The following is a 12,534-nucleotide window of genomic DNA, read 5'->3' on the forward strand; positions in this document are numbered from 1 at the left end:
TCCAAGGCATCCCGGCAAAGAGGCGTCTTCTCCGTGAAGGAGATGCTACGGCGAGACGATTATTCCATCCAATGATCGTTCGAGATCTCAACGATCTCCGATTGCGATCATCCGAAGATCTCCGATCTCCGATCAATGGCGGGCGGCCGGATCAGATGATCGTCAGCCAAGCGGTGCCGACGGCGGCGACAGTCAGGGCGACCGTCCAGAATAGGACCCAGCGCATATGACCGCTGGTCTCGCCCTGCTAGGCCTCGTCGGTGGTCTCGATGGTGGGTCGGGTCATGACGGATCTCCCTGCCATTCGGGTGGTCGAAGGCTTCACGCGCCGCCGGACGGATGCCCGGCGGCCAAGGGGGCGCTGTCAGCGTCCGATCAGTTCCCGCGCCGGGCCGCCGGTCTCCTGGCCTCGGCCACGGGCGTAGGCCGGGAGTGCCGGGTTCTTGGCGTTGGCGCCATCGGCGTCGCCGTAGATCGGTGCGGATGGGCTGGTGATGAAGCGGACCTGCGGAGCGCGGAGGCCCTGGGCCTGCGAGAGGCCCGTCATGCCGACAAGCGCGGAGGCGGCGAGGGCGACGGCGGCGATCGTACGGGTCATGGTCGATATCCTTCTGGTGGGGTCGTCACGCCGGTTCGTGATGACAAGAAGGTAGCGGCCGGAAACCATTCGTACTAATGGTTTGATTAGCTAGTTTTAATCGATTGTTTTGATGATTAAGCGCCGCTTGCGAGTTGCTGTCTATCGCGGCGGCGCGCGATGCGGGGTCGTGCTAGAGCCGGTGCGTTGACCCTCCGAAGCCCAAGAGCGCCCCGTGTCCGAATCCAGTCTGCTGGCGATCAGCACAGGCCTAAAGCCGCTCTCGCGCCTCCAGCATCCGCGGGACGTGGTCCGACAATTCACGCCGAACTGGTTCACCGTGGTGATGGGCACTGGCGTGGTCGCCTTGACCCTCGACCGTCTGCCAGCGACGCATGCCCTGCTGGCCCCTGTGCCGCTCGGGCTCTGGCTCGCCTCCGTCGTGCTCTTCGCCACCTTCTGCTTGGTCTACGGCGCGCGCTGGATCTTCTACTTCGACGGCGCCCGACGGATCTTCGGACACTCGACGGTGTCGATGTTCTTCGGGGCGATCCCGATGGCACTGGCGACGCTTCTGAACGGGCTGCTGATATTCGGTCCGCCCTATCTCGGCGCAGAGACCGTCCGAATCGCACTGCCGCTGTGGTGGTTCGACGTGGCGCTCGCTCTGATCTGTGCTGTCGCGATCCCCTACCTGATGTTCACCCGTCAGGAGCACCGCATCGACCAGATGACGGCCGTATGGCTGCTGCCAGTGGTGACAGCCGAGGTCGTCGCCGTCTCCGGTGGCCTGCTCGCTCCAGCCTTGAGCGGCGAGAGCCAACAACTCGCCGTCATCGTCACGAGCTTCGTACTCTGGGGCGTCTCGGTCCCGCTGGCGCTGAGCATCCTGGCGATCCTGGTGCTGCGCATGGCGCTGCACAACTTGCCACCGCGTGAGATGGCCGCATCGAGCTGGCTCTCCCTCGGTCCGCTCGGAACCGGGGCGCTCGGCCTGCTCGTGCTGGGGCAGGCCGGTGGCCCGATCCTCGCGGCAGGCGGTTTTGCCGGCGCGCCCGAGATCCTCAGGATCACGGGCCTGATCGGCGCGCTGATCCTCTGGGGCTACGGCGCCTGGTGGTTTCTGCTCTCGCTCGCCGTCACCGTGCGCTACCTACGCGCCGGCGTTCCGTTCAACCTCGGCTGGTGGGGCTACATCTTCCCGCTCGGCGTCTATGCCCTGGCCACCCTGCGGATCGGCGAAGTGACGGCACTCAGCGGGTTCGCCTGGCTCGGAGCGGGCCTCGTCGGCCTGCTGACCCTACTCTGGCTGATCGTGTCCGTGCGCACGTTGCGCGGGGCCTATCGCGGGGAGCTCTTCGTCTCGCCCTGCCTCGCCGGGGCCTGACCGGGCCTCGGGCGCATCCGATCGGTTCAAGCGAGGCCCAGCACGCGGATCAGACCGAGGCTGACGGCGCCGAGTGCGACGAGCGAGGCGACCACCGCCAGGGTCACCCGTGCTCCGGCCTTAGCGACGCTGCGCACATCGACCCCGAGACCGAGCGCCGCCATCGAAACCACGGTCATCACGTTGGCAGTCTCCGACATCGGCGCGAGCGCGACCTGCGGGACCAGCCCGGCCGAGCGAAGGCCCGCGAGCGCCAGGAAGGCGAGGATGAACCACGGCACCAGGCGGTGGATCGCGAGGCCGGCGCGAGCAGGGCGGTCGCCGGCGGTGACGCCGGGGGCGGCCTCGTCGGTCTCCTCGCGCAGCCGGCTTGCGCCGAGCGAGAGCATCAGGACGACCGGGCCTAGCATCAGCACCCGGACGAGCTTCACCAGGGTTCCGACCTGGACGCTGAGCGCCGCGACCGGCGCGGTGGCGGCGAGGACCTGCGGAACAGCGTAGACGGTGAGGCCGGCGAGCACGCCGTACTGCATCGGCGACAGACCGAGCAGCGGCACCAGCAGCGGCAGGCCGAGCACCACCAGCACGCCCAGCACCGCGGTGAAGGCGATGGAGGCGGCGACGTCCTCGCCATCGGCGCCGATCACCGGTGCCGTGGCCGCGATCGCCGAGTTGCCGCAGATCGAGTTCCCGCAGGCCACGAGGATCGCCATGCGCGGATGCAGCCCGAGCGCTCGGCCGATGCCGTAACTCGACAGGATCGCCACGACGACGACGCCCGCGATGCCGAAGAGCAGGCCCGGTCCGGCGGCGAGGATCGTCGCGAGGCTGAGCGACGCGCCGAGCAGTACGACCGCGATCTCCAGCACGGTCTTGGCCCCGAAAGCGATGCCGGGAAAGAAACGCTGCGACGGGGTCCAGGCGGTGCGGATCGCGCTCCCGAGCAGGATCGCCAGCACCAAGGCTTCGAGCCAAGCGCGACCGAACAGGTGCGTCTCGACGGCTTCGAAGCCGATCGCTGCGGCGGTGACCGCCACACAGAGGCCCAGTCCCGGAAGGATGGCTCTCGTGCCGGCTAAGGCACGCGTCGAACGAGAGTGGGAGAAAAGTCTGGGCGCGGACATGGATGGCTCCGATGTGATGCCGGAGGATCCCAGGTCCCGTTCATTCACTCCAACGGAATGATTAGATGTTTCCCATCACTGAAATAGATGGAATGATGACCCCTTCAGAGTTTGCGGAGACCCATTTTGTGGGGCCGACAGGCGGATTCACCCGTCGATCCAACGGGCCTTGATCGCCGTGTCCGCAGCAAGCTCATAGATCCTGACGGAGCCCGTCGCGAGTTCGAGGGGCCCTGTCGCAAACCCGTGGCGTTTACCCCGCGTTGACCATAGAGCCCGCATGGCACCTCCTGTTTCGGAGGCCACCCCATGATCCTGTCCGCCATAGCCGCGAAGCTGAAGCAGCGCTCCAAAGCCGATTTCAAGGGCCGGCACTACGAGGCGGCCCTGATCGTTCAGGCCGTCGCCTGGTACCTGCGTTACCCGCTGAGCTATCGTGACATCGAGGAGCTGTTCCTGGAGCGCGGGGTCGAGGTGGACCACAGCACCCTGAACCGTTGGGTGCTCGCCTACGCGCCGTTGATCGAGAAGCGGCTGCGCCAATTTCGCAAGCCGCACTGCGGGTCGATCCGGATCGATGAGACCTACATCAAGGTGCGTGGTGAGTGGCGCTACCTCTACCGAGCTGTCGACAAGCACGGCAACCCAGTCGACTTCCTCCTCACCGCTAACCGCGATCTCGACGCGGCCAAGCGGTTCTTCCGTAAGATGCTGGCGGATCAGCCACTTCTTGCGCCCGATCGGATCGGCACGGATGGTGCCAGCACCTATCCACCCGCGATCGTGGCTGCGAAGAGCGATAGTCTTCTGCCCCACGCGCCGCTCCACTACGTCACCAAACATCTGCAGCAAGGCATCGAGAGCGACCACTTCCGGGTCAAGAAGAACATGCCCCGGATCGGCGGCTTCCGCTCCTTCCATACAGCGCGACGCACGATCTGCGGCTTCGAGGCCATGCTCTGGCTGCGGAAGGGCTTCGGTTTCGCCGGCGCGTGGACGGTCCGCGAGCAGAACCGTCTTCTCGCACTCTGCTTTGGGCTTCCGCAGGCGAACAAAGCGTGAAAGCAGAACGGTAGAGAGCCTTCCGCGGCCTGACACTGAGTTCGCGACAGGCCCGTCTGGAGCCCTTGCGTCAGGCCGACGCTTGGTGCGGCATCCCTGCTCGTGTCCCAGGAACGCGACCTCACTGCCTCTTGTGCGCCTGAGTAGCCATCCTAGCGACTTTTGACGGTGCGTCGTTCAAGTGATGCCGAGCACGCGGATCAGCAACAGACTGACCCCGATCAGAACAGCCAGCGATGCAGTGACAGCGAGCGTGACGCGCCCACCGACGCGTGCAAGCACACGGACATCGACGCCAAGACCAAGAGCGGCCATCGACAACACGGTGAGGAACCCCGCGAGTTGGGTCAGCGGCTTCACCGCGACGTCCGGGATCAGACCGAGAGAGCGCAAAGTCGCTAGCGCCAGGAAGCCGAGGATAAACCATGGCACCAACTTGGTGAGGCCGAGCCGCCCAGCCTTCCGTGTTGGAGTGCCGGGCTCGACCGGAAGCCGCGAGGCAATCAGTGAAAAGGCCACCACGACGGGGCCGAGCATGAGAACGCGTACGAGCTTAACCAGCGTGCCAACTTGCGTGCTCAGGAGGCTCACGGGCACGGTCGCTGCCAGCACTTGCGGCACCGCGTAGACCGTCAGCCCCGCCAGCACCCCATACTGGTTATCGCTCATCCCGGCCAGCGGCACGAACAGGGGCAGCCCGAGCACCATGAGCACACCTAAAACCGCCGTGAAGGCAATCGAAGCGGCGATGTCCTTGGCTTGAGCCCCGATCACCGGCGCGACCGCGGCGATGGCTGAGTTGCCACAAATTGCGTTGCCACAGGCCACCAGGATAGCCATGCGCGCGGGCAGGCCGAACGCACGGCAAATGAGAAAACTCGTTACGATGCCGAGGATCACCGTTCCGACGATACCTCCCAAGAGCGCCGGGCCAGAAGCGAGGATCGCGCCAAGGCTGAGCGAGACTCCAAGCAGGGTAACGGCGACTTCCAAAAGCTGCTTGGCGGAAAAGGCAATGCCGGTGTGGAAGCGCGCATCGGGTGCCCAGGCAGTGCGCACTGCGATGCCGAGCAGGATAGCCAACACCAGGGCCTCAACATAAGGGTGACCGGAGACATGCTCTTCCAAGGCCTGCGCGGCCATGGCAATGAGCGTGATCACTACGCACAGGCCAATGCCAGGCAGAACCGATGCCGGCGAGACAGGCTTTTCGCGGAGCACTGCCATTGCGGGGGCTTTCTGGGATGCGTCTAGGCTCACGATGCGGCTTTGAGGCGTGTTGGGAAGAAAACGTTCGTTGGTTCTCCATTGCGGAGAAGTACTCTCTCCAGAGGGAGTGAAGTTCGGAAAACCCCTCCCTTGCTTGAGACGGCCTTGGGCGCGACATATCTTGTCATGCGCAACACTCCTGACACGTGGTCATCACCGATCACTTTCGATCCCTTCGGCGAGCCGGTCCCCGAGGGCGTTGCGCGCGCTTACAGATCTACCGCGGGCGACCACACCGCTCGCCGAATCGGCGGTGTGATATTCTGGAGCTTGGCGCTTCTGATCCTGGCTGGACGCATCTACGCCGCTGACCTGCCTGTGGTTCAAACGGTCGCCTCGTACGCCGCAAAGGTCGTGGCTCTGATCTGAGGCCTGAGCTATTTTTCCCAACCCGCGAATGCTGGGCTGTAGAAGCTTTTAATAGGTCGCTGTTAGGTAAGCGGCGATGACCTTGGCGTCGGCCTCAGCGATCGGCGCATGGTAGACTTTGATCATCTTACTCACCTCGGCTTCCCAGAACGCCTTGCCTTTCCCTGGCGGCTGCATCGCAATGTAGTCGACGGAGTGGCAGCTCATGCAGTTGGCTTGCGCCGCCTCGAAGCCCATTATGTGAGTCGTGTCCGTCCCACCTTGGGGTGCTCGCAGCTGTGCCGTGGGCTCGGGTAGCGCGTAACTCCGAGGCTCGGCCACGGCCGTGCCGGCAGCGAGTATGAGTGCGATGCTGGTGACAAGAAATCGCGTCATCCCATTCTCCCTCAAGCCGCCCGCACGCGGGTGCTCTCAACCACGTTGCGCATATAGCCGGCCGGGTTCCAGCGCGGTTCCATCGGCTGGCTCGTGCCATCGTTAGCCGTCGCTTTGACCCGAATGATGTGGGAGCCGGCGGGAAGGTCGACGTCCAGGGTCCAGGCCCGAAAGGCGTAACGCCCAAAATCCTGACCCAGCTTGGCAGGCAGCCAGGTTCCCCCATCGTTGGCGGAGACCTCAACCGTCTTGATGCCGGAGCCGCCGTCGAAAGCGATGCCGCGCAGCGGCGTCGAGCCCGCCTTCACGCTGGCTCCATCGATCAGGTTTGTGAGGAAGGAGCGCACGTTGAAGCGCCCGATCGGTACGGTGCTGGCTGCCGCCTTGCCGGGCTCGGTGCAGGCGCAGGGCGTGTCGGGGATACGGTAGGCGGTCTTCATCCAGAACCCCTCGAACGGCTTGTCGAGTACGGTGATCGCGTTGAGGTGCTTGACCCAGTAGGTGCCGTAGAGCCCCGGCACGACGAGGCGTAAGGGGTAACCGTTGAGCCAAGGCAGTTCCTGCCCGTTCATCCCCCAAGCCAGCATCACCTCGCCGTCGCGAGCGTGGTCGATGTTCAAGGCCTTCGCGAAGTCCGGCGTCTCCGGGATCACAGGTCCATCAAGCCCCTCGAACGCGACCTGGACGGAGCCCGCCTTTACGCCCGCCTTATCCAGCACGGTCTTCAGCGACACGCCGGTCCAGCGCGCACAGCCCATCGCACCGTTTGCGAGTTGGCCACCGGCCATACGTGGTTCGAAGAAGCCGCGGGAATTGCCTGAGCACTGGTTGACCGCGACGACCTCTGTTTGCGGCATTGCCTTGAGATCGGCCAGCGCGAGTGAAACCGGCGCTTCGACGTGACCCTGTACTGCGAGGCGGAAGGTGTCCGGGTCGATCTCTGTGGGGATGTCGGCGAGGTGATATCGCACGAAGAACGCGTCGTTCGGAGTGATCACCCCCTCGTCAAAGACCGAGAACGGCGTCTCGAGCTGCGGCGGCCGGGCCGTCATCTGCAACAGCGGGCGCTTGCCCGGATAAGCCACCAGTGGGCGCTCGCCATTGCCGAAGGGCAGACCGACCTCGGCCGCGAGGACCGAACGTCCGACCAGCGCTAGGGCGCCTGCGCCGAATAGGACCTCACGTCTGGGAATTTCTTTCCTCATTGCACACCTCTCTTGAAAAGCAGCTTCGGAGGTGGTCAGGCGCCGAGGCCGAGCCCCAGCAACCGGTTTGCATTGCGCCAGAGTGCAGCGTCGAGTGCGTCTTCAGAGAGTCCGAGCTGGCGGAAATCCTCCACGCCCTGCCGCATTGGCCTGAACGGGAAGGAGGAGCCAAACAGGAACTGATCCCGCATGAAGCTGTTGGCCGCCTCAACGTAGAGGCCGCCGCCGGGCGCAAAGGTGTACATGTCGGGCGAGACGAAAACGTTCTCGTTGCGGAAAGCCACCGTCACCATTTCGGCGACGTTCGGGTAGAAGCCGTGGCAGCACACGAGCGGCAGCTTCGGAAAGGTCTTCGCCACCCGATCGACCGCAAGCGGGTCATTGAGGCGCAAGTCGGGCGTCGTCGGGCCAGACATCACGAAGGCCGGCACCCCCAATTCCTGACACAGCTCGTAGAGCGGCATCAGGCGCTCGTCGTCGGCGCGCATGGCTTCTCCGTAGAAGCCAGCATCGAGATTGACGCCTTTGAAGCCGAGCTCGGTTACCGCGCGGCGGGCTTCGGCCACGGCAGCATCACGGCCGAGCTCCACTGGGTCTACCGAGGCGATACCGACCAGCCGCTTCGAGTTGTGTCGAGCGACCGTAGCAAGGTCGTCGTTGGCAATCCGCACGCCCGGCACCGAGCGGGCGACCATGACGGCGACGTCGATGCCAGCCCCGTCCATTTCCGCAGAAAAGCCCTCAACGGTCATCCCTCGGGTAAAGTGGTCGATCTCGCGGCCGCCAACACGCCCGTTCAGCCAGCGCACAACGCCGTACTCAGGAGTGTCAGGCGCCCCACCAAAGAACTTGTGCAGGAAGGTCGGGCGGCTACGCATGTCTACGATCGGCATGGCTTCTTCACTCCTTGTTAGGGGGAACCCGGCGCACGATCCTGAGCGCCAGGTTGGTCAGATCAGTGAGAGACCGTCTCCAGCACCTTGCCGCGCGTCTCGACGCCAAGCGTCAGGACGAGGAGAGCTGCGATGAGGAAGCCACCCGCACCGACCTGGAAGGCAGTGGCGGGGCCGTAGTTCTGCACCAGCACTGGCACGATCATGGGCCCAAGGATGGCGCCGATCCGCCCGAAGGCCGAAGCGAAACCAGCTCCCGTCGCCCGGGCACGGGTGGGGTAGAGTTCCGGCGTGTAAGCGTAGAGACAGCTCCACATACCAAACATGAAGAACTGCATCACGAAGCCCGAGACGAACAGCCAAGTCTGATCGACGGCGTTACCGTATAAATATGCAGCGATCGCCGAACAGATAAGAAAGGCCGCCGTAGTGGGCTTGCGCCCGATCTTCTCCAAGAGTAGCGCCGCAGTGAAGAAGCCGGGGATGCCACCCACCGTGATCAGCGTCACGAAACCGACCGAGCTGACGATCGAGAAGCCACGCTCCTTCAGGAGCACCGCGATCCACGAGTTGAGGCCGAAGAAGCCGATCAACGCGAAGAACCACATTCCGAAGGCCATGACCGTGCGCAGGCGGTACTCAGGCGAGAACAGCGTCGCGATTGGGTTTTGATACGGTACGGGCGCCGTGACTGCGTCCACAAGGGACGGCGCTACCGGCGGTAGCGGCCGGCCAGTGGCGCGTTCAACTTCCCGCTCCATCGTCGTCATCACGGCTTCGGCCTCAGCGTGGCGGCCCTTGTCAGCGAGCCAGCGCGGGGATTCTGGCATGGAGCGGCGCACTAACAGCACCACCATCGAAAGCAGGCCCACAATCACAAAGGCCCAACGCCAGCCGAGATAAGGCAGCACGAAGAAGCTGATCGCACCGGAGAGCACGTATCCGATGGCCCAGAAGCCCTCCATGAAGGCGATGTACTTGCCGCGCACGTTGGCCGGCACAATCTCCGAGACCATTGCTTGCGCGACCGGGGCCTCGCCGCCGACCCCGACACCGATCAGGAAGCGGCAGGCCATCAGGACCGGCAAGCTCCAGGCCGCCGCAGCCGCGAGACTGGCAAGTCCCCAGACCACCATCGTGACCTGGAATACGGCCTTGCGCCCGAAGCGATCGGCGGCAGTGCCCGCCACAATGTTACCGAGAAGCTGACCTGCGAAGGTCATCGCCGCGAGCTGGCCTGCCTCAGTGGGCGTGAGCCCGAAGGCGACAACAATCGAACCTAGCAAGAAGGTGAGCAGCGCCACGTCGACCTGGTCGACCAGCCAGGCGGAGGCAATGATTGCGAACACCTTCCGCTGGTACGCCGACATCGGCAGCCGCTCCAGCCGTCCGGCGATGTTGGCCGTGGCAGCAGCAGCGGCTTGGTTTGAAGCGGTGATTTCGATCCCCATACCGATCGGGGGGTCCGTAGCAAGGTGCATGGCGTGTCTCCTGGACGTTTCCTCGTTGGCGTCCAGGACGTACGCCGCGAACGCCGCCTGGACTTTCTTGAGCGTGTAAACAGCCCCTCATCCAATCAGACCGAACGAGTTCGAGGCGGCATCATTTTTCTAATTTTTGCTCGTCCTGCAGGATAACTTTGCTCCCCTTTCCACGATTTGCACTAATATAATTCTATTTTGGCCTTATAAGTTGTGGTTATGGCCCTCAACCTCCACCTCCTGCGTTTCTTCGCGACCGTCGCTCAGACTGGCAGCTTCTCCCGAGCAGCTGAGGAGCTGCACGTGAGCCAACCCGCAATCTCGCAAGGGGTACGGGATTTTGAACTGCAGGTGGGATGTCGACTGCTTGACCGTGGCGCTCGAGGTGTCCGCCCGACTCGGGAGGGCGAAGCCTTGCTGCGACATGCCAGAACTCTTTTCGCCATGGAGAGGGCAGCTGAAGAGGAACTATACGCTCTGCGGGGCCTCGGGAGCGGGATGCTACGGATCGGCGCAAGCACCACAATCGCAACTTACATGATCCCAACTTACCTCGGCATTTTTCATCGCGCGTATCCAGGTATTGAACTCAGCATTATTAGTGCCAATACGCGAGCTATTGCTGCCCTTCTGATTGAGCATGCAATCGATGTCGCATTGGTTGAGGGACCCGTTGAGGATCCGAGTATTGTCAGCGAAGCTTGGCGTCAGGACGAGATGGTTTTAATCACCTCACCGGAGCACACCTTCGCGAAGGCAGCTGAGCCAATTGATCCCGCACGCATTTCGGAAGAAATCTTTATCGTCAGGGAGCCAGGCTCTGGATCACGGGAAATCGTATCCGAAGCATTAAGTGCTAATAAAATCTGCCCAATTCGACGACTTGAAGTCGGAAGCACAGAGGCGATCAAGCAACTTGTGGCAAGCAGCCTTGGAGTAGCAATGGTCTCGGTCGCTACAATTCGTGACCAGATTTCCGTCGGTACAATAGTCGTCGTCCCGATCCGCGATCTGCGGATCGAGCGGGTTCTATGGCGGCTGAGTGTGTCAGGACGCCTTTCTAATCCAGCGACAATTGCATTCAACAAGCTAATAAATTTATAGCTTAAATTTTCATATGCATCGATATTTAAATCGAAGTTTTTATTGATGACTATGAAAAGATCGTGCAGGTAAAACAAAGCTAATTTCCTCTGCTTCGAGCGCAGGAATTATTTTTGTAAATAAAACGACCGTTTTCCCGACGTAAGCTCAAGACGGGTTGGGAGCCGCTCCAAACAGCCTCCTTTCTGTCGGGAAAATATGACTGGTTTTCTATTGCGGATTAAACGCGCTTGAATCACTATCCCGACATGCTCGTCGGATATGCCCGCGTCTCCACCCTCGATCAGAACCTCGACCTCCAGCGCGATGCCCTAACCCGCGCCGGGTGTGAACGCTTGTTCGAGGAGAAGAAGTCCGGCAAGGCCGGCACCAAGCGTCCGGAGTTTGACGCCGCACTTGCCTACCTGCGGCCGACCGACGTCCTGGTGGTGTGGAAGCTCGACCGCCTCGGCCGATCCCTCGTCGAGATGATGCGCACCATCGACGCGCTACGGGTTAAGCAGATCCACTTCCGCTCCCTGACCGAGCAGTTCGACAGCGACACCGCCCATGGGCGCTTCGCCCTGCAGATGCACGGCGCCATGGCAGAGTACTTCCTCGACCTCAACCGCGAGCGCACCATGGAGGGGCTGAAGGCGGCGCTGGCGCGGGGCCGCAAGGGCGGAAGGCCGAAAAAGCTAACCGACGCCGATCTCGAAGTGGGACGAGCCCTGCTGCAATCGGGTACCATCTCGATCGCTGCCATCGCCAAGCGCCTCGGGGTGAGCCGGGACACGTTCTACAGCTACTTCCCGCAGGCCCGGGCCCGCAGCCAGGCCGCCACGGTCGCGGCCGCATCTGACGGGGAGGCCTGACCTCATGCCGATCCGGCGCGAGCACCGCTTCTTCTACCCGATCGATTGGCCCCAGCTTTCAGCCGTAATCCGGTTCCAGCGGGCAGGGGGTCGGTGCGAGGTCTGCGCCCGCCCACATGGGGAGCGGGTGTTCCATCTCGGCGATGGCCGGTGGTGGGACGGCGAGGCGGCCTCCTGGCGCGATGGGGCAGGGCGCTTCATCTGCTTGGCCCTCGGCACTGACGATGTCCTCGGGCAGGTGCGGACTACGCGCGTGATCCTGGCGACGGGCCACCGCAATCACGACACGGCCAACAATGCGGCCAAGAACCTCACCGCGTTCTGCCAACGCTGCCACATGAACCATGACCGACCGGAGCATCAGCGGCGACGCTGGCGAACTCTGTTCCGGAGGAAGGCGTTGGGGGACCTGTTTCAAGGACCGTATCGTCGCTCCTGATCCCCAGTGAACTCTGAGATGGTCCTCTTGCGGGCAATCTCTATCGAGCGGTCATGAGTGTGAGTACGCAAGAGCTTTGGAAGCCGGAATTAATCAGTGTGCGCCCTGGCTCCGGTACCTGGATCTAAGTGAAGGCGCCGCGGCACCTGTAGGAGGGCGCTCGGAGCCTCAGGACGGGCGTTGGGCCGGTTGAGTGGGTTCGTTTCATCGCGGACGTGGATGACCGCTCCAGGCCCTGCCAGGGCGAAATTGCCAAGCTTGGATGGCTGGCATCCGGTTCGTAACTCGGCCACGGAACTCCTACGGCCTCTACCTGCCCGGTCACCGAGGCCTCATTCTCCCCCACCTTCATGCCGACCGACGCATCACCCAGCCCCATCCTCACCCTGTCTCTT

Annotated in this window: 13 protein-coding genes; 6 read left to right on the forward strand and 7 right to left on the reverse strand. The window is 63.1% G+C overall.

The genetic code is table 11. The features are described from left to right. Positions 1 to 364 precede the first annotated feature (364 nt). Positions 365 to 598: a hypothetical protein gene (locus FPV16_RS21920; protein WP_018044302.1), complete on the reverse strand. Its 234-nt coding sequence runs from the start codon at positions 596 to 598 to the stop codon at positions 365 to 367. Between the two features lie 214 nt (positions 599 to 812). Between FPV16_RS21920 and FPV16_RS21925 the strand changes: the two genes are divergently transcribed. After that, positions 813 to 1,964: a TDT family transporter gene (locus tag FPV16_RS21925; protein WP_056186063.1), complete on the forward strand. Its 1,152-nt coding sequence runs from the start codon at positions 813 to 815 to the stop codon at positions 1,962 to 1,964. Positions 1,965 to 1,990: 26 nt separating this feature from the next. Here FPV16_RS21925 and FPV16_RS21930 read toward each other — a convergent pair whose 3' ends face one another. After that, positions 1,991 to 3,088: a YeiH family protein gene (locus FPV16_RS21930; protein ID WP_056186060.1), complete on the reverse strand. Its 1,098-nt coding sequence runs from the start codon at positions 3,086 to 3,088 to the stop codon at positions 1,991 to 1,993. A 309-nt stretch (positions 3,089 to 3,397) separates the two neighbouring features. Between FPV16_RS21930 and FPV16_RS21935 the strand changes: the two genes are divergently transcribed. Then, positions 3,398 to 4,150: an IS6-like element ISMex25 family transposase gene (locus tag FPV16_RS21935; protein WP_043768345.1), complete on the forward strand. Its 753-nt coding sequence runs from the start codon at positions 3,398 to 3,400 to the stop codon at positions 4,148 to 4,150. A 177-nt stretch (positions 4,151 to 4,327) separates the two neighbouring features. Here FPV16_RS21935 and FPV16_RS21940 read toward each other — a convergent pair whose 3' ends face one another. Beyond that, on the reverse strand, positions 4,328 to 5,377 hold the full coding sequence (locus FPV16_RS21940) for a YeiH family protein (RefSeq protein ID WP_056160311.1): 1,050 nt from the start codon (positions 5,375 to 5,377) through the stop codon (positions 4,328 to 4,330). A 168-nt stretch (positions 5,378 to 5,545) separates the two neighbouring features. On the opposite strand from FPV16_RS21940, the gene FPV16_RS21945 reads away from it, so the two are divergent. Further along, positions 5,546 to 5,788 carry a hypothetical protein gene (locus tag FPV16_RS21945; RefSeq protein ID WP_056160344.1) on the forward strand — a complete coding sequence of 81 codons (243 nt, stop codon included), beginning with the start codon at positions 5,546 to 5,548 and terminating at the stop codon, positions 5,786 to 5,788. 48 nt (positions 5,789 to 5,836) lie between these two features. On the opposite strand, the gene FPV16_RS21950 is transcribed toward FPV16_RS21945, so the two are convergent. The 4 genes from FPV16_RS21950 to FPV16_RS21965 form a co-directional block, all read right to left on the reverse strand. Continuing rightward, positions 5,837 to 6,163 (reverse strand): cytochrome c, encoded by a 327-nt coding sequence (locus tag FPV16_RS21950; protein ID WP_227440584.1) that lies wholly within the window; start codon positions 6,161 to 6,163, stop codon positions 5,837 to 5,839. 11 nt (positions 6,164 to 6,174) lie between these two features. Beyond that, positions 6,175 to 7,368: a molybdopterin-dependent oxidoreductase gene (locus FPV16_RS21955; RefSeq protein ID WP_056187088.1), complete on the reverse strand. Its 1,194-nt coding sequence runs from the start codon at positions 7,366 to 7,368 to the stop codon at positions 6,175 to 6,177. Positions 7,369 to 7,403: 35 nt separating this feature from the next. Beyond that, positions 7,404 to 8,261: an amidohydrolase family protein gene (locus tag FPV16_RS21960; RefSeq protein ID WP_056160302.1), complete on the reverse strand. Its 858-nt coding sequence runs from the start codon at positions 8,259 to 8,261 to the stop codon at positions 7,404 to 7,406. 62 nt (positions 8,262 to 8,323) lie between these two features. Next, positions 8,324 to 9,712, reverse strand: a complete 1,389-nt coding sequence (locus FPV16_RS21965) for an MFS transporter (RefSeq protein WP_056187145.1) — start codon at positions 9,710 to 9,712, stop codon at positions 8,324 to 8,326. 249 nt (positions 9,713 to 9,961) lie between these two features. On the opposite strand from FPV16_RS21965, the gene FPV16_RS21970 reads away from it, so the two are divergent. The 3 genes from FPV16_RS21970 (at position 9,962) to FPV16_RS21980 (ending at position 12,139) form a co-directional block, all read left to right on the forward strand. Next, positions 9,962 to 10,846 carry a LysR family transcriptional regulator gene (locus FPV16_RS21970; RefSeq protein WP_082508010.1) on the forward strand — a complete coding sequence of 295 codons (885 nt, stop codon included), beginning with the start codon at positions 9,962 to 9,964 and terminating at the stop codon, positions 10,844 to 10,846. A 248-nt stretch (positions 10,847 to 11,094) separates the two neighbouring features. Then, positions 11,095 to 11,700 (forward strand): recombinase family protein, encoded by a 606-nt coding sequence (locus FPV16_RS21975; protein ID WP_227440586.1) that lies wholly within the window; start codon positions 11,095 to 11,097, stop codon positions 11,698 to 11,700. Positions 11,701 to 11,704: 4 nt separating this feature from the next. Further along, positions 11,705 to 12,139 (forward strand): hypothetical protein, encoded by a 435-nt coding sequence (locus FPV16_RS21980; protein ID WP_227440585.1) that lies wholly within the window; start codon positions 11,705 to 11,707, stop codon positions 12,137 to 12,139. Positions 12,140 to 12,534 lie beyond the last annotated feature (395 nt).

Origin of the sequence: Methylobacterium sp. W2 (assembly GCF_020662345.1) — a bacterium.
Taxonomy (GTDB): domain Bacteria; phylum Pseudomonadota; class Alphaproteobacteria; order Rhizobiales; family Beijerinckiaceae; genus Methylobacterium.

Bases quoted from the DNA above. Each gene is read 5' to 3' on its own strand.
- FPV16_RS21940 (WP_056160311.1), bottom strand. From the start codon at position 5,377: ATGGCAGTGCTCCGCGAAAAGCCTGTCTCGCCGGCATCGGTTCTGCCT.
- FPV16_RS21950 (WP_227440584.1), bottom strand. From the start codon at position 6,163: ATGACGCGATTTCTTGTCACCAGCATCGCACTCATACTCGCTGCCGGC.
- FPV16_RS21970 (WP_082508010.1), top strand. From the start codon at position 9,962: ATGGCCCTCAACCTCCACCTCCTGCGTTTCTTCGCGACCGTCGCTCAG.
- FPV16_RS21965 (WP_056187145.1), bottom strand. From the start codon at position 9,712: ATGGGGATCGAAATCACCGCTTCAAACCAAGCCGCTGCTGCTGCCACG.
- FPV16_RS21920 (WP_018044302.1), bottom strand. From the start codon at position 598: ATGACCCGTACGATCGCCGCCGTCGCCCTCGCCGCCTCCGCGCTTGTC.
- FPV16_RS21935 (WP_043768345.1), top strand. From the start codon at position 3,398: ATGATCCTGTCCGCCATAGCCGCGAAGCTGAAGCAGCGCTCCAAAGCC.
- FPV16_RS21960 (WP_056160302.1), bottom strand. From the start codon at position 8,261: ATGCCGATCGTAGACATGCGTAGCCGCCCGACCTTCCTGCACAAGTTC.
- FPV16_RS21975 (WP_227440586.1), top strand. From the start codon at position 11,095: ATGCTCGTCGGATATGCCCGCGTCTCCACCCTCGATCAGAACCTCGAC.
- FPV16_RS21980 (WP_227440585.1), top strand. From the start codon at position 11,705: ATGCCGATCCGGCGCGAGCACCGCTTCTTCTACCCGATCGATTGGCCC.
- FPV16_RS21930 (WP_056186060.1), bottom strand. From the start codon at position 3,088: ATGTCCGCGCCCAGACTTTTCTCCCACTCTCGTTCGACGCGTGCCTTA.
- FPV16_RS21955 (WP_056187088.1), bottom strand. From the start codon at position 7,368: ATGAGGAAAGAAATTCCCAGACGTGAGGTCCTATTCGGCGCAGGCGCC.
- FPV16_RS21945 (WP_056160344.1), top strand. From the start codon at position 5,546: ATGCGCAACACTCCTGACACGTGGTCATCACCGATCACTTTCGATCCC.